This window comes from Mucilaginibacter sp. 21P (assembly GCF_019331605.1).
GTDB lineage: Bacteria > Bacteroidota > Bacteroidia > Sphingobacteriales > Sphingobacteriaceae > Mucilaginibacter > Mucilaginibacter achroorhodeus.
This window is the reverse complement of record NZ_CP063061.1, coordinates 1,932,907-1,952,082: the sequence shown is the minus strand read 5'-3', so window position 1 is coordinate 1,952,082 and position 19,176 is coordinate 1,932,907. Positions and strand designations below refer to the sequence as shown.

17 protein-coding genes and 1 pseudogene are annotated in these 19,176 nt (G+C 43.7%); 7 read left to right on the top strand and 11 right to left on the bottom strand.

Annotated elements, in window-relative coordinates:
* Positions 1–30 precede the first annotated feature (30 nt).
* From INP83_RS08880 to INP83_RS08870, 3 genes are all read right to left on the bottom strand, one after another.
* Positions 31–1,551, bottom strand: a complete 1,521-nt coding sequence (locus INP83_RS08880; RefSeq protein WP_146268671.1) for an amino acid permease — start codon at positions 1,549–1,551, stop codon at positions 31–33.
* A 255-nt stretch (positions 1,552–1,806) separates the two neighbouring features.
* Positions 1,807–2,064: a hypothetical protein gene (locus INP83_RS08875; RefSeq protein WP_219127125.1), complete on the bottom strand. Its 258-nt coding sequence runs from the start codon at positions 2,062–2,064 to the stop codon at positions 1,807–1,809.
* Between the two features lie 62 nt (positions 2,065–2,126).
* Complete coding sequence (locus tag INP83_RS08870; protein WP_219127124.1) at positions 2,127–4,373, bottom strand: sodium-translocating pyrophosphatase; 2,247 nt, start codon at positions 4,371–4,373, stop codon at positions 2,127–2,129.
* 226 nt (positions 4,374–4,599) lie between these two features.
* On the opposite strand from INP83_RS08870, the gene INP83_RS08865 reads away from it, so the two are divergent.
* The gene (locus INP83_RS08865) at positions 4,600–6,042 is read left to right on the top strand and encodes an APC family permease (RefSeq protein WP_219127123.1); all 1,443 of its coding nucleotides are present in this window, start codon (positions 4,600–4,602) and stop codon (positions 6,040–6,042) included.
* A gap of 30 nt (positions 6,043–6,072) precedes the next feature.
* Here the strand turns inward: INP83_RS08865 and INP83_RS21340 are convergent, their stop codons facing one another.
* Positions 6,073–6,165, bottom strand: coding sequence for a hypothetical protein (locus INP83_RS21340; protein ID WP_370630614.1), 93 nt, complete (start codon positions 6,163–6,165; stop codon positions 6,073–6,075).
* Here INP83_RS21340 and dacB point away from each other — a divergent pair.
* The 3 genes and pseudogenes from dacB to INP83_RS08850 all read left to right on the top strand — a co-directional run.
* Positions 6,134–7,432 (top strand): annotated as a pseudogene (dacB, locus tag INP83_RS08860) (D-alanyl-D-alanine carboxypeptidase/D-alanyl-D-alanine-endopeptidase); the annotation flags it as partial. The gene INP83_RS21340 and the pseudogene dacB overlap by 32 nt on opposite strands.
* Positions 7,429–7,869, top strand: coding sequence for a hypothetical protein (locus INP83_RS08855; protein WP_146268677.1), 441 nt, complete (start codon positions 7,429–7,431; stop codon positions 7,867–7,869). The pseudogene dacB and the gene INP83_RS08855, both read left to right, overlap by 4 nt.
* Positions 7,862–8,422, top strand: a complete 561-nt coding sequence (locus INP83_RS08850; protein WP_219127121.1) for a hypothetical protein — start codon at positions 7,862–7,864, stop codon at positions 8,420–8,422. Before INP83_RS08855 ends, INP83_RS08850 begins: the two co-directional genes overlap by 8 nt.
* Here INP83_RS08850 and INP83_RS08845 read toward each other — a convergent pair.
* Entirely contained in the window at positions 8,419–9,372 is a 954-nt protein-coding gene (locus INP83_RS08845) for an MBL fold metallo-hydrolase (protein ID WP_219127120.1), read from the bottom strand. The genes INP83_RS08850 and INP83_RS08845 overlap by 4 nt on opposite strands.
* Before the next feature lie 27 nt (positions 9,373–9,399).
* Between INP83_RS08845 and INP83_RS08840 the strand changes: the two genes are divergently transcribed.
* Complete coding sequence (locus INP83_RS08840) at positions 9,400–9,711, top strand: hypothetical protein (RefSeq protein ID WP_219127119.1); 312 nt, start codon at positions 9,400–9,402, stop codon at positions 9,709–9,711.
* A gap of 1 nt (position 9,712) precedes the next feature.
* Here INP83_RS08840 and INP83_RS08835 read toward each other — a convergent pair whose 3' ends face one another.
* Positions 9,713–10,807, bottom strand: coding sequence for an AI-2E family transporter (locus INP83_RS08835; RefSeq protein WP_146268681.1), 1,095 nt, complete (start codon positions 10,805–10,807; stop codon positions 9,713–9,715).
* Positions 10,808–10,977: 170 nt separating this feature from the next.
* On the opposite strand from INP83_RS08835, the gene INP83_RS08830 reads away from it, so the two are divergent.
* The gene (locus INP83_RS08830) at positions 10,978–11,154 is read left to right on the top strand and encodes a DUF6496 domain-containing protein (RefSeq protein ID WP_219127118.1); all 177 of its coding nucleotides are present in this window, start codon (positions 10,978–10,980) and stop codon (positions 11,152–11,154) included.
* A gap of 33 nt (positions 11,155–11,187) precedes the next feature.
* On the opposite strand, the gene INP83_RS08825 is transcribed toward INP83_RS08830, so the two are convergent.
* From INP83_RS08825 to INP83_RS08810, 4 genes are all read right to left on the bottom strand, one after another.
* Positions 11,188–11,694: a hypothetical protein gene (locus INP83_RS08825; protein WP_219127117.1), complete on the bottom strand. Its 507-nt coding sequence runs from the start codon at positions 11,692–11,694 to the stop codon at positions 11,188–11,190.
* A gap of 14 nt (positions 11,695–11,708) precedes the next feature.
* On the bottom strand, positions 11,709–12,701 hold the full coding sequence (locus tag INP83_RS08820) for a Gfo/Idh/MocA family protein (protein ID WP_219127116.1): 993 nt from the start codon (positions 12,699–12,701) through the stop codon (positions 11,709–11,711).
* A gap of 13 nt (positions 12,702–12,714) precedes the next feature.
* Positions 12,715–14,730, bottom strand: a complete 2,016-nt coding sequence (gene ligA / locus INP83_RS08815; RefSeq protein ID WP_219127115.1) for an NAD-dependent DNA ligase LigA — start codon at positions 14,728–14,730, stop codon at positions 12,715–12,717.
* A 138-nt stretch (positions 14,731–14,868) separates the two neighbouring features.
* The gene (locus INP83_RS08810) at positions 14,869–15,714 is read right to left on the bottom strand and encodes an endonuclease/exonuclease/phosphatase family protein (RefSeq protein ID WP_219127114.1); all 846 of its coding nucleotides are present in this window, start codon (positions 15,712–15,714) and stop codon (positions 14,869–14,871) included.
* A 344-nt stretch (positions 15,715–16,058) separates the two neighbouring features.
* On the opposite strand from INP83_RS08810, the gene INP83_RS08805 reads away from it, so the two are divergent.
* Positions 16,059–17,036: an IS110 family transposase gene (locus tag INP83_RS08805; RefSeq protein WP_146273464.1), complete on the top strand. Its 978-nt coding sequence runs from the start codon at positions 16,059–16,061 to the stop codon at positions 17,034–17,036.
* Positions 17,037–17,083: 47 nt separating this feature from the next.
* Here INP83_RS08805 and INP83_RS08800 read toward each other — a convergent pair whose 3' ends face one another.
* A complete protein-coding gene (locus tag INP83_RS08800) occupies positions 17,084–19,156 on the bottom strand; it encodes a hypothetical protein (RefSeq protein WP_219127113.1) in 2,073 nt (690 codons plus the stop codon).
* Positions 19,157–19,176: the final 20 nt, after the last annotated feature.

Here is a 19,176-nt window from a genome sequence, read left to right as displayed (position 1 = left end):
AGAACCTTTTTATATGTCGTAATCAAAAAATTACTGTTTTTCAAAATCGGCAGCTTTTGGCAGTATGTCGCCTGCTGTGCCGAGTTTGCTATGTTTTTTGCTGTAACCGAAATAGATCAGCAAACCTAATATCATCCAAACTAATGCACTTATTTGTGTCTCGCTTGGTAAACCTACTATCATACCGGCACAAACGATCATACCCAATATAGGTACCAATGGCACCAACGGGGTTTTGAACGGACGAGGCAGGTCTGGGTCAGTTTTACGTAACAATATAACGCCCACGCACACCAGGATAAATGCAAACAGGGTACCGATAGAGGTTAGATCGCCTGCTACGCTGCCCGGCACAAATGCCGCAAATGCTCCTACAAATATGAACAGGATCATATTGCTCTTGTATGGCGTTCTGAATTTAGGGTGAAGATCTGAGAATACTTTTGGCAATAGACCATCGGTAGACATCGTGTAAAATACCCTTGATTGGCCCATCAGCATCACCAGGATAACCGAAGAGAAACCAGCCAGAATAGCTACTGTAACTAAGGTTGATAACCAGCCATAACCGTGCATGTAATTGCTGATAGCAAATGCTACAGAAGCTTCTTTACCAGATTTCATGAAATCGGTATAAGGAGCCACACCAGTTAATACCCAAGAGAACAGGATATAAAGGATAGTACAAACCACTAATGAACCCAAGATACCAATAGGCATATCGCGGCTCGGGTTTTTAGCTTCCTGTGCTGCAGTTGATACCGCATCAAAGCCAATAAAGGCAAAGAATACCACACCGGCACCGCTGATGATACCGCCCCAGCCGTGGTTAAAGAACGGCGCATAAGAATAGGCTTTCCCGTTCTCCTGCATAACATCAGGTGCATTAGCAGGGATAATGTATGGATGGTGGTTAGCAGGGTTAATGTACTGCCAGCCAATAGCGATAAATACCAATACGATAGCTACTTTAATGAAAACGATTATACCGTTTACCGTAGCCGATTCTTGTGTACCTTTTATTAAAAGTAAGGATAAAATCACCAGGATAAGCAATGCAGGTAAGTTAGCGATACCGTGTACGCTATGTCCGTTGATCATTACCGATTCCATTGGCGAGTGACACCACTCATAGGGTATCCCACCCCCGAGGAGCTTGTTAAGATACTCGCTCCAGCTTATGGATACTGTGGCGGCGCCCAGCGCATATTCTAATATTAAGGCCCAGCCTATGATCCAGGCAACGATCTCGCCCATAGTAGCATACGCATACGTATAGGCACTACCGGCAATAGGAATGATAGAAGCAAATTCAGCGTAGCACAAACCGGCGAAAGCACAGCCAATAGCCGCTACAATGAATGATAAGGTTACCGCCGGACCAGCGTGTTCACCGGCAGCAGCAGCAGTCCTTACGAACAAACCGGCACCGATAATTGCACCAATACCCAATGCAACCAGGCTGCCCGCACCAAGCGTTCGCTTTAGGCTACCCTCTCCATCTGCAGAGGAAGTTAATTGTTCAATAGATTTTTTTACAAATACCTTCATTTTAAATTAATAGATCAGTTTAGTAAAACTTTAAAAACACTTAGCCCAAACGTAGTTAATTTAATTGAAAACTTAAAGAACAGAATGTAACAAGGGTATGGGAGTTGTTAACAGAATAAAAGTGGGCTAAATAATATTTTGTGAACGTTCATGTCATGGTGACCACGTCGAACCACTCATCGCGCAAGGTCTTCGACAAGCTCAGACTGACAAAAGTTGTAAAAAGACGTTTTTTTAAAGTGAGACATAACGTTCTCATGGCAAAGCCCTCCAAATAAACCAAGGTGTTAAAACAAGATTCAAGATCGTCATCACCCAGCCTAATTTTTTATCGCCTTGCCTGCGGAGCAGATAACCAAACACCAACCCGCCAAATAACACCACAGCAGCATCAAAATACATGAGGCTATCAAGTGTAGGTGGCTCAATGTCTATCTTCAAAATCGCGAAGATATCATCCAGATACAGGTAGATATTATAAAGGCAAAGTATATAAAGAATGGATTTCTTCATCAGTGCCAATATACACAAAAGCCCTCGCTGGTTAGCGAAGGCTTTCTGCATTTAAAACTTTATCAGATCTTTTTATCAGTCTTGATCACATGCGTTGTGTTATTCATCGACTGTATTTTTAGCTGCTTTTGGATGTGCTCGCTATTATTGATCTCACTATTTAAGTGTGGGGCAATTACCAGCGATACGATAGACATCAGTTTGATCAGGATGTTCATTGATGGGCCTGAGGTATCTTTGAACGGATCGCCTACGGTATCACCTGTTACCGAAGCCTTGTGAGGCTCCGATTTTTTGTAATACATTTCGCCGTTTATCTCTACCCCTTTCTCAAAAGATTTTTTTGCATTGTCCCATGCACCACCTGCGTTGCTCTGGAAAATTCCCATTAACACGCCTGATACGGTTACACCGGCTAACAAACCACCCAACACTTCCGGGCCAAAGGCGAAACCGATGATCAGCGGGGTTACCAAAGCGATCAAACCTGGCGCGATCATCTCGCGGATGGATGCCTGGGTTGAGATAGCCACACATTTTTCGTACTCGGGTTTTGCCTTGTATTCCATAATGCCCGGGATCTCGCGGAACTGGCGGCGAACTTCTTCTACCATTGCCATTGCTGCACGGCCCACCGCCGAAATTGCCAAAGCCGAGAAGATGAAAGGGATCATACCGCCCACAAATAAACCGGCCAAAACATTGGCCTTGTAAATGTCAATATGCTCTATGCCTGCCACGCCTACAAATGCTGCAAACAGTGCCAGTGAAGTTAAAGCAGCTGAAGCGATAGCAAATCCCTTTCCGGTGGCTGCAGTAGTATTACCCACGGCATCCAGGTTATCTGTACGATGACGAACTTCCGGTGGCAACTGGCTCATTTCTGCAATACCACCAGCGTTATCGGCAATCGGGCCAAAAGCATCGATGGCCAATTGCATAGCTGTAGTAGCCATCATGCCGGCAGCAGCGATAGCCACACCATATAATCCCGCAAAGAAATATGAACCATAAATACCGGCAGCTAAAACAAGTATAGGCAATACGGTTGATTCCATACCGATTGCCAAACCACCAATAATGTTAGTAGCGTGCCCTGTTGATGATTGCTTGATAATGCTTAGCACAGGGCGTTTACCCATTGCTGTATAGTATTCGGTGATGATAGACATTAGCGTACCCACAACCAAACCTACCAGGATAGAACCGAAAACACCATTCTTGGTAAAAACCAATGAACCTGCTTTGATAGCACCGCTTGCATCAAGGTCGCGTTTCAGGTGCATGTCGCCGGCAGGCAGCATCCATTGTACTAAAAAATAAGTGGCAATGGCGGTTAGCACAATCGATGCCCAGTTGCCCATATTTAAGGCACTTTGTACACTGTCTGTTTCGTTCTTGATCTTAACAAAAGATGCTCCTACTATCGAGAATATTAAACCTAAACCGGCAATAACCATGGGTAACAAAACCGGGGCGATACCGCCGAAGTTATCGGCAGACACAATTTCGCGGCCCAGCACCATTGTTGCCAGCATTGTAGCTACATAAGAACCAAATAAGTCGGCACCCATACCCGCTACGTCGCCTACGTTATCGCCAACGTTATCAGCAATGGTTGCAGGGTTGCGCACATCATCCTCGGGAATGCCGGCTTCTACTTTACCCACAAGATCGGCACCTACGTCTGCAGCCTTGGTGTAAATACCACCGCCTACGCGCGCAAAAAGTGCAATAGATTCAGCACCTAACGAGAAACCGGCCAAAACCTCAAGGGCTTTCTCCATAGCTTCACCGTTAACATCTAAACCTTTGCTTTTTACATACATGGTGTAAAAAACTATGAATAGCGAACCTAAACCTATGATAGCTAAACCGGCTACCCCCAGACCCATTACGGTACCACCGGTAAACGAAACTTTTAATGCTTTTGCCAGGCTGGTTTTGGCGGCCTGTGTAGTGCGCACGTTAGCCTTGGTTGCAATGCGCATCCCAATATAACCCGCAAATGCAGAAAGGAAAGCCCCTATCAGGAAAGAGATGGCAATTACCGGGCTTGATCTTTCACCAACAGTGGTTCCGCTCCATGCCAGTAATATGCCGGCTAATACCACAAAATAGCTCAGTATCTTCCACTCTGCACGAAGGAATGCCATTGCGCCGTCGGCAATGTAACCGGCCAGTTGATTCATTGATGCATCGCCAGTTTCCTGTTTAGTTACCCAGGCAGATTTGCTTGCCATCACAAGCAAACCTATAACGCCCATAACAGGGATCAAATAAATTAAGTAAGTGTTCAAAAGATCCATATAATTAGATTAGTTTATGAAGTGTGCGAACTAAAAGCCTGAGGCTTATTATAATTGGTTGCTGCAAAATAGTAAATTAATTTATTTGCAATAGGTTATCGGCAATTATTTAGCAGTTAGCCAAATAAATACGCTGATTAGTTATATCCATCGTAACGGAACCCTTAGCCCGTTTGCTTTAAACATAATTTTATTCCTAACTTAAGCCTCTTAAACTAAATCTTAAATGGCTGATAATTCTTCGTCTTCTTCCTCAAAAATGAAACACGAGTTGAGCTTGCTTGATGGCACCATGCTGGTAGCAGGCTCCATGATCGGTTCAGGGATATTCATCGTAAGCGCCGATATCATTCGCAATGTAGGCTCATCTGGCTGGCTTATAGCTGTTTGGATCATTACCGGCTTCATGACGCTTACAGCTGCCCTAAGCTATGGCGAACTAAGTGCTATGTTCCCTAAAGCAGGCGGACAATACGTTTATCTTAAGGAATCTTATAACAAACTGATAGCTTTCCTGTACGGATGGAGTTTTTTTGCGGTGATACAAACCGGTACCATTGCTGCGGTGGGCGTAGCTTTCTCCAAGTTTACGGCCTATCTTATCCCTGCCGTTAGCGAGGATAACATTTTAGTCAGCATCGGTTCATTAAAGATCAGTGCGGCGCAGATAGTTTCCATCGTGCTTATATTCTTCCTCACTTTTATCAATACAAAAGGTGTTAAGGGTGGCAAGCTGATACAAACCACGTTTACATTAACAAAGCTTTTAAGTCTTTTCGGGTTAATAGGTTTTGGCTTTTTAGCTTTTAAAGGCGATATATGGCAAGCCAACTGGGCAAACGCCTGGGACTTACACAACCTGAATAAAGATGGCAGTGTAACCGCTTTAACTTTAAGCACGGCATTAGGCGCTATTGCTGCAGCTATGGTGGGTTCTATCTTCAGCAGCGATGCCTGGAACAGCGTAACCTTTGTAGCAGGCGAAATGAAGAACCCTAAGCGCGATGTGGCCCTGAGCATGATGTTGGGTACATTGATCGTTACGATCATCTACGTTTCGGCGAATGTGGTTTACACCGGTGTGCTTTCATTACATGATATTGCTACCGCTGATAAAGACCGTGTGGCCGTTGCGGCCTCGCATGTGATATTCGGCAACATTGGCACGTATGTTATCGCCCTCATGATCATGATATCCACCTTTGGTTGCAACAACGGGCTGATACTCTCCGGCGCGCGCGTTTACTATACCATGGCCAAGGATGGCCTGTTCTTTAAAAAGACAGCCGAACTGAACAAAAATGCTGTACCCGAATTCGGGTTGTGGATACAGGCAATTGTAGCCTCAGTGCTTTGTTTAAGCGGTAAATACGGCGACCTGCTGGATATGATATCATTTGTGGTGGTTGTATTTTACGTGCTTACCATTATCGGTATCTACATCCTCCGAGTTAAACGCCCTGATGCAGAAAGGCCTTATAAAGCCATTGGTTATCCGGTCCTACCTGCCATTTATATTTTAATGGGTGTAGCTTTTTGTATTTTGTTATGCGTTTACAAAAGCGATTACGTTAAATATGGATTAGGCATTGTGCTTATAGGCATCCCAATTTATTATATCTCAAAAAGAAACATCAAGAATGACGATACAGCGGACCTGGTTAGTTAGTCTTTTATTTATCACCAACAGCCTTTGCGCTCAATCTACTTTACAAAAGCGGCTGCAAAATGCCTTTACCCGCTTACAAACTGATGAGCAGTGCAAATACGGTGCGGTATCATTAACTGTAATGGATGCAAAAACCGGCGAGATGATCTTCGGCGGTAACCCGGATATGGGCTTAGCGCCGGGTTCTACGCTAAAAACAGTGACCAGCATTACTGCTTTCAATGTTTTGGGTAAGGATTTTCAATTTCAAACGCAGTTAGGATATACCGGCACTTTGGCTGCGGATGGTACGCTTACCGGTGACGTGATCATCAAAGGCGGCGGCGACCCTACATTGGGTAGCTGGCGGTATGCCAATACCAAAGAGAACGTAGTTTTAAACACCATGGTTACTGCTTTGAAAAAAGCAGGTATTAAAAAAATAAATGGTCGGGTCATAGGTGATAACGGCGCCTACAACAAGCAGTCTATTCCCGACGGGTGGATCTGGCAGGACTTAGGCACCTATTACGGTGCAGGCATTGCCGGATTATGCTGGCGCGAGAACCAGTTTGATATTTTGCTACGAACGGGCGCTGTTGGGAACCCCATAGCCGTAGCAGGTACAAACCCGGAGACCAACTATCTGCAGTACAAAAGCGAGCTTACCAATGGTGCCGCAAAAACCGGCGACCAGGCTTACCCATATCTGCCTTCATTTGGGAGTAAAGTGATGTACCTACGGGGAACATACGCGGTAGATCAAACCAAAAAGCGTGTTTCTGCCGCCATACCAGACCCTGCTTTTGACGCAGCACTGCGCTTGTCAGATACGCTTAAGCGCATAGGCATAACCATAAATGGCGACCCGCAGTCGACCAACATGCTTGCGGAGAAAAACCAACCGGTACTAACGGCATCAACTCCGTTAACTACTATCCTTTCGCCGGAGTTGAGCAAGATAGTTTACTGGCTAAACCAGAAAAGCGTTAACCTTTACGCCGAACAATTGCTGGCAACCATTTCACTTAAGTCTGGTAAAACGGCAACGGCTGCCGATGGTGTGAATGTTTTAAAAGCATTTTGGGAGCAGAAAGGTATCGACAAACGATCGATGAACATTTTTGATGGCAGCGGCTTATCGCCGGAGGACCACATCACCACCTCAACCATGGCGCGTATCTTACAATCCGCCCGTGCAGCTACCTGGTTTGATGATTTTTATGAAAGCCTGCCCGTGTATAATGATATGAAGATGAAAAGCGGCAGCATTAGCAGCGTACAAGCCTATGCCGGTTTCCAAACGCATGAAGGCCGCCAACTGTGTTTTTCTATCATGGTAAATAATTACAGCGGAACCGGCAGCGCCATAAGGGAGAAGATGTTCAGATTATTGAATGAGTTGAAATGAATACTTTGAAATCTTTGCCTGGTTGGAATTTAAATTTTGATGAAGTATCTAACGGCTGTTTCAAATTTGTTTTAACAAACCAATACGGTAATAAAGCAGAGGTTATTGGTTCGTTTGATGAAAGCTTAAAAAGGGCCAAAGAATTTGCTTTTGACATCCAAAAACAATTATCTAATGATTGGCCTGTTTTTCTTTACAATCTTTGCTTGCTTGAGTTGAACGAAAAAATAGAAGTCGAATCGAACTTTACATCTGACTTTTGGCAGATCACTTTTAAAGATAAGATCTTAACTTATGATTGTAGTAATGCAGAACTCAATTGTAAAATACACTCGGGTAATTCTTGGAAAAATATTGGATCAATTCGCTATGAGGAAATAAATTATCTGAATTTACTTCTTTTCATCAAACAAGTCATACCAAATAACCATGCTTAAAAAACTGCTTTTCACCATAAGTTTTGTATCTGCTGTTTGTTGTTGCAAAGCCCAAACAGCCGAAGAAGTTTATAACAAATACCTTGACTATAACCTTGCCCGCATGCAAGGCGAAACCGAAAAGGCATTGGACCTTGGCGCAGACCTCATTCCTAACGTTGACAAGCTGAAGCCGGGTGCACGCAATAACTTCTATTACAGCATTGCCAACCTTTACGAAAATAACGATCAGTCTGTTAAAGCCATCGAATATTACGAAAAGGTAGTGGCAGCCGTTCCGGATTATTATGTAGCGCAAAGAGGATTAGGCTATCAATACGCCAAACAAGCTGAAGCGCTAAAGGCATCGGGCGGTGCAGCTTACATCGCTGCTGTCCGCAAAGCACTCCCCCATTTGGAAAAAGCACAGGCCTGCGACCCTGACGATGATACGCTTAAGCTCATCAAATTGTACTACAACAATATCAATGATAAAACAGGGTTGGCAACGCTAAATGAGCGACTAAAGAAACTTTCTAAAACCTGCGTAGACCTGCTGGATGATAAAAATTAGAAAAGCAGCATTTTTCCCTGCTCGGGATAGGTGAGTTTTACGCCAAGCGTGTTGCCCGCTCTTAGCTGCTCCTTTATTTTGAGGATGCTTTTGACTGGAGGTTTCAAGTGGGTAACCACAACGTTCAATCCTTTTACTGATTCACCAGCTATTTTCTGCAACTGACCCAACTCTGCCATCAATAATTTAGGTGTAAGGTGGCCAAACAGGCTTTTATCGGGCTGCTCATTAGGGAAAGACACTTCTATCATCAGTGCTTTTAAACGGCCCATTTTAACCAAAGGTCCTACAGCAGCCCAAAGTTTGTTAAGGTTCTGGCTTTTTTCAATCGCGTCCGCCCCGGTATCGCCCAGGTATAACACATAGTTGTCGTCGCTTTTCATTAAAAATGCCGTGCTGGTAAGATTGGAGTGGCTAAGCGGAAAAGCCGTTACCATCATTTCGGTGTTTTCAACAGGTTGCTGTTCTCCTGGTGTAAGTATTTTGTAGTGATATTTCTTTAATTGCGGTGCCCCGCCATCATCTGCAAAGTTTGCCCAACTTTCCCAGGTAAAGTAATGGGTCTTCAGCGTTTCAATGGTTGATGTCAGTCCGTATACATTTTTCACAGTGTCTTCCGGCGAGTTGATCACCATACCGGCCAGATGATCTAAATGCCCGTGTGAAATAAAGTAGCCTTTAATGTTATGCCTCATCACCTCTTCTGCGGGTGATCTAAATACCTTATTCTTAACAGCTTTCTCAAGCCCGTAGTGAATAGTGCCGGCATCAAGGCATGCGTAATTATTTGAGCCAATTGGTGCTATCATGTAAGCAGATAGATTACTTTCATCTATCCCGCCCAGTACACCCAATGGCACAATTTTAAAAGATGGCTTTGCAACCTGCGCAAACAACGTGGCAGGCATCAGCAACAATAAAACAAGTATGATTTTAGGCAGACGGTTCATTATAGCAAAATTAGTAATTTGGCCGGCATGAAAACGAGTAAACTTGCTGCCAAAATTGTTACCAAGTTGTTTCTTGTGCTGTTGATGGTAGCCCTGGCCTTCTTACTGAATGAGAATAACAAGCTTGACCATGTATATCTTGACGGAAAGCAAATATGGGCGTTTGTTCCACCCATATTGCTCATCTTAGGTTTTATTACCTTACTTGTTATATGCGTCCGGCAAAAATACAGCAAACCGGATATGAACTGGCTGCTGGTTGTAAATACTGTAGTATTGATGGCCTACGGCATTACCCTATTTATTCGCATTCACGACATGATAAACCAGGTTCGCTGATTTATTCTGTTTTCATTTTTTCCTTGGCAGATTCTTTATACTCATAATCTCCGCCAAGTAGATATCCCCATGGCTTAAGGTCTTCTATACGATCAAAAATGATCTTCATAATAGCCATCACCGGTATGGATAAAAACATACCCGATAAGCCCCATATCATCTCACCAATGATTATCCCGATAAAGGAAATTAAGGCGTTCAATCTTACTTTGGAACCTACTATTGCAGGCAACAGGAAGTTGGCATCAATTGCGTGTATGCCAATAACAGCAGCTGCGGTAGTAAGCGTTTGGCTAACGGTACCGGTAGCGAAAGTTACCAGCGTGCTTAGCAGCAATGCGGTAAATATGCCGATGTATGGAATTATATTAAAGAGACCAACGATCAAACCTAACAAAACCGCATACTTGATACCGATGATCCAAAACACAGCTATTGCCATGGTTGCAACGATCACCATTTCGATAACCAGGCCGAATATGTATTGGCGTAAGATCTTTTGGATGTTCTCGACGATATCCATAACCGTAGCCTTATTGTTATCGTTGAATACCCAGGTGATAAATTTGATAAGCAGCCTGCGGTAAAACAAAATAAAGAAGGTAAAGATGAGGATGAAGATATAGAACAACGCTAACGACGATACCGCGCCAAAGGTAGTACCAAGCACTGCACCACCAGATGACATCAATTTCTTAGCAGTATCATTCACGTAACCCATTTGCGCGTCAGTATTTACGTGGAATGTATTTTCGACCCATTTGTGAAGATCGTTAACAGACTGGTTTATCTGGTTTTTAAGCATCGGCCAGTCGTTGGCAATACCGGATATCTGGTTACCTACCAGGTATAGTATGCCGCCAACAAAACTTATTAATAGTATTATCGAAAGAAATGAACTGGCACTGCGTGGCAGCTTACACTTACGCTCAAAAAAGTTTGATACAGGCAGTAGCAAAATGGCGAACAGGAATCCGAAGATAAGCGGATCTAAAAGTTCTTTAGCGACTATTACTAAATAGCCCAACACGCATAAACCAATAAGGATGAGCGCGAGGCGTTCATAAAACGGAGCAATTATTTTTTTTTCGGGCATGGGGTATTAATTTACTTTAAGTTGTGAACAGGTTTTGCAGGCTAATGTTTTTATTTAAGGTGTGTTTATAACACTTAATAGTTGTTTGAACATTAATGCGATTTTCAGAGATCGTTAATGTTTGGCAGATACTTTGCTCAAATTAAGGGTAGCATTAAAATTAAAACACCATGGCAAAGTATTCAGAAAAAGCAAGTGAAAAGGTTGGTGAGACCTTGCATGAGATGAAAGAAGGTAAGCTTAAAAGCGGATCAGGTAAAAAAGTTACCAGTAAAAAACAAGCTATTGCGATAGGCCTGTCAGAAGCGCGAAAAGAAGGCGCAAAAGTGCCAAAGCAAAAAAGTTAATAATATTATGAATAGCCCGAGAGGTCTTTTTTGTTAAAGTGTAAAATCGTTCTTGATCCATTCTTCAAGCTGGCTGGCTTTGTCTATTTCAATTAAACGCTCAACCTGTGTATCGCGTTTACGAGTAGGCTCGGCCTGGTATTTTGCAATAACTGCCTTAAGCGCATCTACGTTTGAATCAACAGTATTAAAATTGTCTGGATGTTGTATGGTGTACTTACAATATTGTGCCATGTAAATAAATCCCAGTTGCGGGTTAGCGTCGGCCAGATCCATAATGGCTGGTTTCAGCTCTACCGTAATGTAAGGCACGCCTTGCGCCCACTTCAAAACAAACTGAGTAACAGCCTCTGTCTTTTTAGTTTCGGTTCCCCAATGTGTTTTCTGAAGCCAGTCTGCAGCCTTTACAATATCCAGTTCGTAAAGATGGTAATTGGTCTGTTTATCAAAGCGATAATTTACCGGCACATCAAATGTTTGAGCAGATGCTTTTATACTTAAACAAGCAGCAAAAATGATGATGCCGATTATCCTTTTCATTTGAAATTTATACGCTAAGATAATCCTAAATCATTAGAATTGGTAAAAGCATCCATAATTTTCATCAGTACAATCGCCTCATCTATGGTGCAGGGGTTTGGCCCTTCTCCCTTAAAATAGGATACGATTTTAGTGATCATCGGCTGTTGAATATGCTCGGGCTGTACAAAGTCAACGGTTTCTTCTTCCTCGCCTATTTTACAGGTAACAAAATTACCAAAGAACGGGAAGGTAATCTTCCCATTAGTACCTACTATCTCACACCTGTCTGTGATCTCGGTTTTAGCAACATTGAAACACCAGGATCCATCAACCACAATTTTGTTCTTAAAGATGATCTGCCCGGTTACGTGATCATCCGCCGGACTAAATTTACCTTGATTTAAGCTGTAGCCGCTGTAAACTGCGGGTTCGCCAAAGAAATACAGCATCAGGTCCAGCTGATGAGGGGCCAGGTCATGAAAGTAACCACCGCCCGATACCTCTGGTTGCAAGCGCCAGTTGGGGGCATTTTGCTCGACCAATATTGGTCTTTGGGATTGCCACATCCTTATCTGCACTGTTCGGATATCACCTATGGCATTAGTATCTATCAGTTTTTTGACATGCAAAAACATGGGTAAAGCCCTGCGGTAATGCGCTACGGTAAGCTTAGCGTTTGCGGCATGCACAGCATCGGCCATGGCTTGTGCCTCAGCAGCGTTGCGGGTAACCGGTTTTTCTACATAAACATTCAACCCTTTAGCGATGGCGCGCTTTGCATATTCCAGGTGCGAATCTGGTGGGGTAGCGATAGAAACCGCATTAATTTCCGGATCATTCAGTAAATGCTCAGCATCGTTATACCAACGGTCAACATGGTGGCGCCGTGCGTAATCTGCGGCCTTTTCAGCATCGCGGCGCATTACAGCAACCAGTTTACTATCGTCAATTTTATTGTAGGCTTGCCCGCTTTTCTTTTCGGTAACGGCACCGCAGCCTATGATACCCCACTTAATGGCAGTCATGTTTGGTAGATGTCTATTTTAATAAAGCCATCAGCTCTTCATCGCTGATGATAGGTATGTTCAACTTGGTAGCCTTTTCTAATTTGGATGGGCCCATGTTTTCGCCGGCTACCAGATAATTCAATTTGGCGGAGATACTGCTTAATATCTTACCGCCGTTTTGCTCAATGATATCTTTAAGCTCATCACGCGAGTATTTCTCAAACGTGCCCGAGATGATGAAGTTTTTACCTGCCAGCTTATCGCTTGCTAAAACTACTTCTTTCTCTTCGGCAACAAATTGTAATCCCTTTTCGCGCAGTTTCTCAATCTCCTGCTTGTGCACGGGGTCGGCAAAGTATTCGGTTATGCTTTGCGCAATTCGCCCACCTATCTCTTCGGCGGCAGTCAACTCCTCAACGGTAGCAGCCATTAACCTATCGATGGTTTTAAAATGTGCTACCAGTTTACGGGCAACGGTTTCGCCTACGTAACGGATACCCAGTCCAAACAATACCTTTTCAAATGGCTGTTGTTTAGATTTCTCAATACCCTCCAGCATATTATTGATCGACTTTTCGCCGAACCTACCCATTTGCTTTAACTCGGACGCATGCTGTTCCAGATCATAAAGGTCGCTGATATGGCGAACAAAACCCTGGTTGTAGAAAGTCAAGATGGTTTCGTCGCCCAGGCCATCTATATTCATGGCCTTACGGCCGATGTAGTGCTGTATCTTGCCAACTATCTGCGGCGGGCAGCCTTCGTCATTAGGACAGTACCACGCGGCTTCCCCTTCTGTACGCAGTAGTGGTGTGTCACACGCAGGACAACGGGTAACATATTTGATAGCCTCTGCACCTGGTTTACGTTTATCCAAATTTACACTGATGATCTTAGGGATGATCTCGCCCCCTTTTTCCACAAAAACCGTATCATGCTCATGCAGTTTAAGACGTTCAGTAATTTCATCGGCGTTATGCAGAGTAGCGCGTTTAACGGTAGTACCGGCCAATAATACCGGCTTCAAATTAGCTACAGGCGTAACGGCACCCGTACGGCCAACCTGGTAGGTAACTGCGAGTAATTCGGTCTCTACGCGCTCGGCTTTAAATTTATAAGATATGGCCCAGCGTGGAGATTTAGCTGTAAAGCCCAACTCCTGCTGCTGCGAGTAATTGTTTACTTTAATAACGATACCATCAATATCATAACTTAAATGATAGCGCTCTGTGTCCCAATGATTGATAAAATCGAGCACGCCTTTTATATCAGAACATAAACGACTGTGATCATCTACATGAAAACCCCATTCCTTTACCGCCTGCAGGCTTTCCCAATGGGTTTTAAAGAGTTGTTTTTCGGTATATAAGCCATACAGGAAACAGTCGAGCGGGCGACGGGCGACTTCTGCAGAATCTTGTAATTTAATAGTACCCGATGCAAAATTGCGGGGATTAGCGTAAGGAACTTCGCCATTATCTAACCGTTCCTTATTTAAACGCTCAAAGGCTTTAAGGTGCATAAATACCTCGCCACGTATTTCAAACAGCTCAGGATAATTACCGGACACCAGTTTCTTTGGGATGGTATTGATCGTGCGCACATTGGTAGTTACCTCATCACCTTGCGTACCATCGCCACGGGTTACGGCACGCGCCAGTTTACCATCCTGGTAGGTGAGACTCATGGACAGGCCATCAAATTTTAGTTCGCACACATATTCAAAATTGTCGCCGATGGCTTTGCGTATGCGCTGGTCAAAATCTATCAGTTCCTGCTCGTTGTAGGTGTTGCCCAAAGAAAGCATGGGCCAGCGGTGCTTAACGGTAACAAACTCCTTGGTTACCTCGCCCCCTACGCGCTGCGTAGGCGACTCAGGGTCTGCTAAATCCGGGAATTCCTTTTCCAGCTTATCCAGTTCCTTCAGTTTCTGATCAAAATCATAATCAGAAATGGTTGGCATAGCCAGCACATAGTAGTTGTAATTGTGCTTTTTAAGTTCGGCAGTAAGCGCCTGTATACGGTCTTTTGCTTCAGTGGGCGACATGAAACGAAGATAGATGTTTTAGTTAATAGTTTGTGGTTGATAGTTCATAGATCATGGCTCTCTGTTGATCTTATAAATTGAACCATGGTCTATCGGCACTTATCTATTAACCATGAACTACCAACCATGAACCATAACCTAATAAGTTATCACCGCCTCAACCGGATAATGATCTGATGGTGTACGGCCATGGTAGGTATTGGTTAAGATACCGTAGCGCAGCACCTTAAAGTTTTTGGTAACGAAGATATGGTCTATGCGTTTATCGCCTGCAGTATTGGCGTTAAAATCATTAAAGGTATCGTTCGGTGCCATTTTCATGGGCGACAACACATAGGTATCTTTCAATACGCCCGAATTATTGATAACTGCATAGCTGTCTGATGTTTGGTCTACGTTGAAATCGCCGGTTAGGATAGTTGCTGTATTACCGGCCATTTCCTGTATTTTTTTAAGAATAAGTTTGGCGCTTTCGCGGCGTGCAACCACGCCTATGTGATCCATGTGCAGGTTAAAGAAGTAGAAGGTAAAACCGGTTTTAATTTCCTTGAACTGCGCCCAACTGCATATCCGCGGCAAAGCTGCGTCCCAGCCTTTATTTGGCCTACCAGTAACAGTCGACATCCAAAAATCGCCATGCTTTAATGCCTGGAAACGGGTTGATTTATAAAATATGGCAGAAAACTCTCCACCGAGTTTACCATCATCCCTGCCTGCTCCCAGCCATTTATAGCCAGGCAGACTATCAGTAAGGTCAGTTATCTGATGATATTTCAATTCCTGCGTACCAAAAATATCGAAGTCCTGAAACAGGATAAGCTTGGCTGCCCAGGGGAAGCGCTGTCCCCAGCCGTTTCCGGCGGTAGAGTCGCCACGGTTGGCGTTACGAAGATTGTAGGTTCCAATGTTCAACTGGCGCTGCTGCGCGTAGCTTAAACTTGCGAATAGTGAGATTGCGAAAAGAAGTGTTAATGTCTTTTTCATAGTGTCGCAAGTATACTATTTTGTAATGAACCATGATTTATGTGATTAAAATATGAACATGATATTGAAATAAGGTTGTCATGGTGAGCTTGTCGAACCATCTATCGCTTTGATAGGTCTTCGACAAGCTCCTTTAGATTTGCATAATTATTTTAGTAGGATAAAAGATCGCGAGGAGGCAGGGTGAACTATGACTTAGGCTCTGAGCTAATGGCTCATAATCTGAAGAAGACCCTGCCCCTTTTCATCAACAAGAAACTCAAATAGAAATTCGGGCTGGAGACCCATTATCAAGGAGTTGAGTATGTTGATGATCCCGATCAATAAAACTTCAAGACAAAATTATGCAAAAGCAAACAATTGTTGGTATCGATGTGAGCAGCGCGACATTGGATATCTGTGTAAGTAACGAACAGGGGCAATTATCATTTGTTATCAAGAATGAGGTAAAGAGCATCAAAAAGTTCTTCAGTTCTTACAAAGAACAACTGATCATCGGTATGGAGAATACAGGTCGCTACAATTGGAACTTATATGAAGCATTCAAAGAAACGGGGCATCGCATCTTTGTTGTACCACCATTGCATCTAAAAAAGAGCCTGGGTCTTGTCAGAGGAAAGAACGACAAGATAGATGCAGTAAGAATAGCAGCCTTTATTAAGAAAAGCCATGCAGAGCTTCCGCAATGGAAACCATCCTCTCAAACCATTCAGAAACTAAAGATCCTGCTTACCGAGCGTAACAGCCGGATCAAAACCAAAGTTCAGCTACTTAAACAACAGCATGACTACGCCAAGATGAAACACCTGGGCATATACAAATATCTGTTGAAAATGAACCAAGAACAACTTGCCCTGATTGGCAAGCAGATCAAAAAGATAGAGACAGATATCGAAATGGTCATTCGTGCTGATGAAAAAATGGACACGCAGGTGAACCTGATCCGTTCTGTACCGGGAGTTGGCAAAGTATTGTCCTGGATGATGCTTGCCAAAACAGAAGGCTTTGAACTGATCACAGAGGCAAGAAAGATGGCTTGTTATAGTGGCGTCGTCCCCTTTGCTAATAGTTCCGGTACTTCGATAAGGGGACGGCACCAGGTATCAACGTATGCTGATAAAGCGATCAAATCTGTACTGCATCTGGCTGCCATGAGTGCTATCCGACTTAAAAATGACCTGCAGCATTACTACCAACGTAAAGTAGCTGAAGGCAAGAACCGAATGAGCGCATTGAACGCTGTCAGGAACAAGATCGTTCACAGAATATTTGCCGTCATTAAAAAACAGCAACCCTATCAAATCAGTTTGCTTTTGTCATAGAAATCAGACTGACAACTTCGTTAAAATGTAAGAAGAAATTAGGGCTTTTACACCTCTCCAGCTCTCTTCCTCAAAAACCACTCTGTACTTAGCAGCACCAAAAGCAGGAAAAATACCCACTTTAGATCTACAAGATCATTATACCGCTTGTCTTCGTACACAATGGTTTTGATGTTGTCATTCTTTTTGATCAAGTCAGCCAGTTGATCTATCTGGGATGGATAAATCATTTTACCGCCTGACTGTTGGGCCATTTCGCGGAGTAATTGATGGTCTGCCGCGCTTTGGCGTGCCTCCAGGTTAAGCTGTTTAACCGTAAGCTGTCCTTCTGCTTTAAAGGTTTGTTTACCCAGCGTTGTTGAAGCATTATAACTATACGTGCCAACCGGCATCGTGCCCGCATTTAGTTGGTAACTTTGCCCATTGCGCGTAAATAGGAAACTAAAGTTTTTTCCTTGTTGATCTTTTAGGTTGATCTTCACATCCGGCGTGTTCACTAATTCCAGGGCGTCATTATAAAGCTCTGCATTCAACAGCACATTCTCGCCCTCGTCGAAAACATTTTTTGAAGCATAAACCCTAAAACGCTGCCTGTTGGCATTGGCGGTTAGGTATTGCACGGTTTGGCTCAACAGTTCATCCGTAGCGTGGTGGTTTTCGTAAGCCTTATATTCTGCCAGTTGCCAGCGCCACAGGCCTTCACCTGCAAGTACCGCTACTTTGAGGCCGCCGTCGTCGCCTAAAGCCATAAGTGGATAATTGGTAACCACATTGCCTATCTTCTGTTTCAACAAAACCTGTGCAGCGTTGCCCGTTTTGTAATTACCATACGGAACCAGCAGCGGTGGCAGCGTTTCTAATTTTTTCTGTGTGGAGTCGCTTAATGTAAATGCAGAAAAACCCGGTACCGGCATACCAAATACTTCCTGGCTCTCCGAGCGGGGGGCATCAACATTCAGGATCTTTTGCTGGTCATTAAAGCCGTTAAGGTCTGTTTGCGCACCGCCGATAAACCATAACGGAACTTTGGTCTGCATGATGGAACGTAGCTTAGCATAACTACCTGCCTGCAATTGATATAATATAGCTAAGGTATAATCAGCAGGTTTTAAGCTTGACGCATCGGCGACTAAGCTTGTTTTCACTTCAAAGTTCCGGTTGCTTTCGATTGCTTGTTTTATTACGGCAATATCGGGATGCGGGGCATCGTACATCAACAATACTTTTTGACGGGCATCCAGTACCTCCATGTAAATGGTTTCGGTGTTGTTATCGTATGACAGCTCATTATTTAACCGCGACAAGGATATCACAAACTTGCGCAGGCCCTTTTTGTCTGCATTGAGTTTTACTGGGATCGTTTTTTTAAATACATCAGAAGTAATGCCGATACTTTGCTGATGTACAACCATTCCATCCTCGGTGATACTAAGCTGCGTTTGCTGGCCTTTACTTTGGTAAGCCTCTACAGCAACTTCTATCTCAAAATCGTTAGCTAAGAAAGCGGTTTTGTTATAGTTAACATTGCTGATCAATACATCCTTACGCGCCGTGGTATCGCCTAAAGCAACGGTGTAAATAGCCGACTTGATATTGCGCGACTCATATGAGGGATTTGCACCGGTATTGTATAAACCATCTGTAGCAAGCACAATAGCGCCGATATTCTGGTTTACAAATAGGTCGTTAAGTTGTTTAAGCGCCGCTGCGATGTTGGTTTGTTTGCCGTTAAAGGTTTGCGACAGGCCGTCTCTTAAGTCTTTATCGAAATGAAAGGCATGGACTTCATAATTGTCACCAAGTTGCTTTTGAAGTTCGCTATCCCAGCCGCTTCGGAGAGTGTTATTACCTTTTCTATTGAATAACTTTATCGATTGTGAATTATCCTGCGCTATCAATATCAGGGGTTTCTGCGGCTGATAACTTACAGTGCGTACCAGCGGCGACAACAGCAATAAAGCCAGTAAACTCACCACTACAGCCCTGAGTGCAAACAAACCGTACCTTAGGCCCTTTTGCAATTGCAGCGGCTTGCGGTACATGAGCCATGCATACAACAGCCCAAGCACTACGCAAAGCGGCAACCACCAGCCGGAAACAGTACCCCAGGTTAATGACATGCCTGCAAAATGCAAAATTA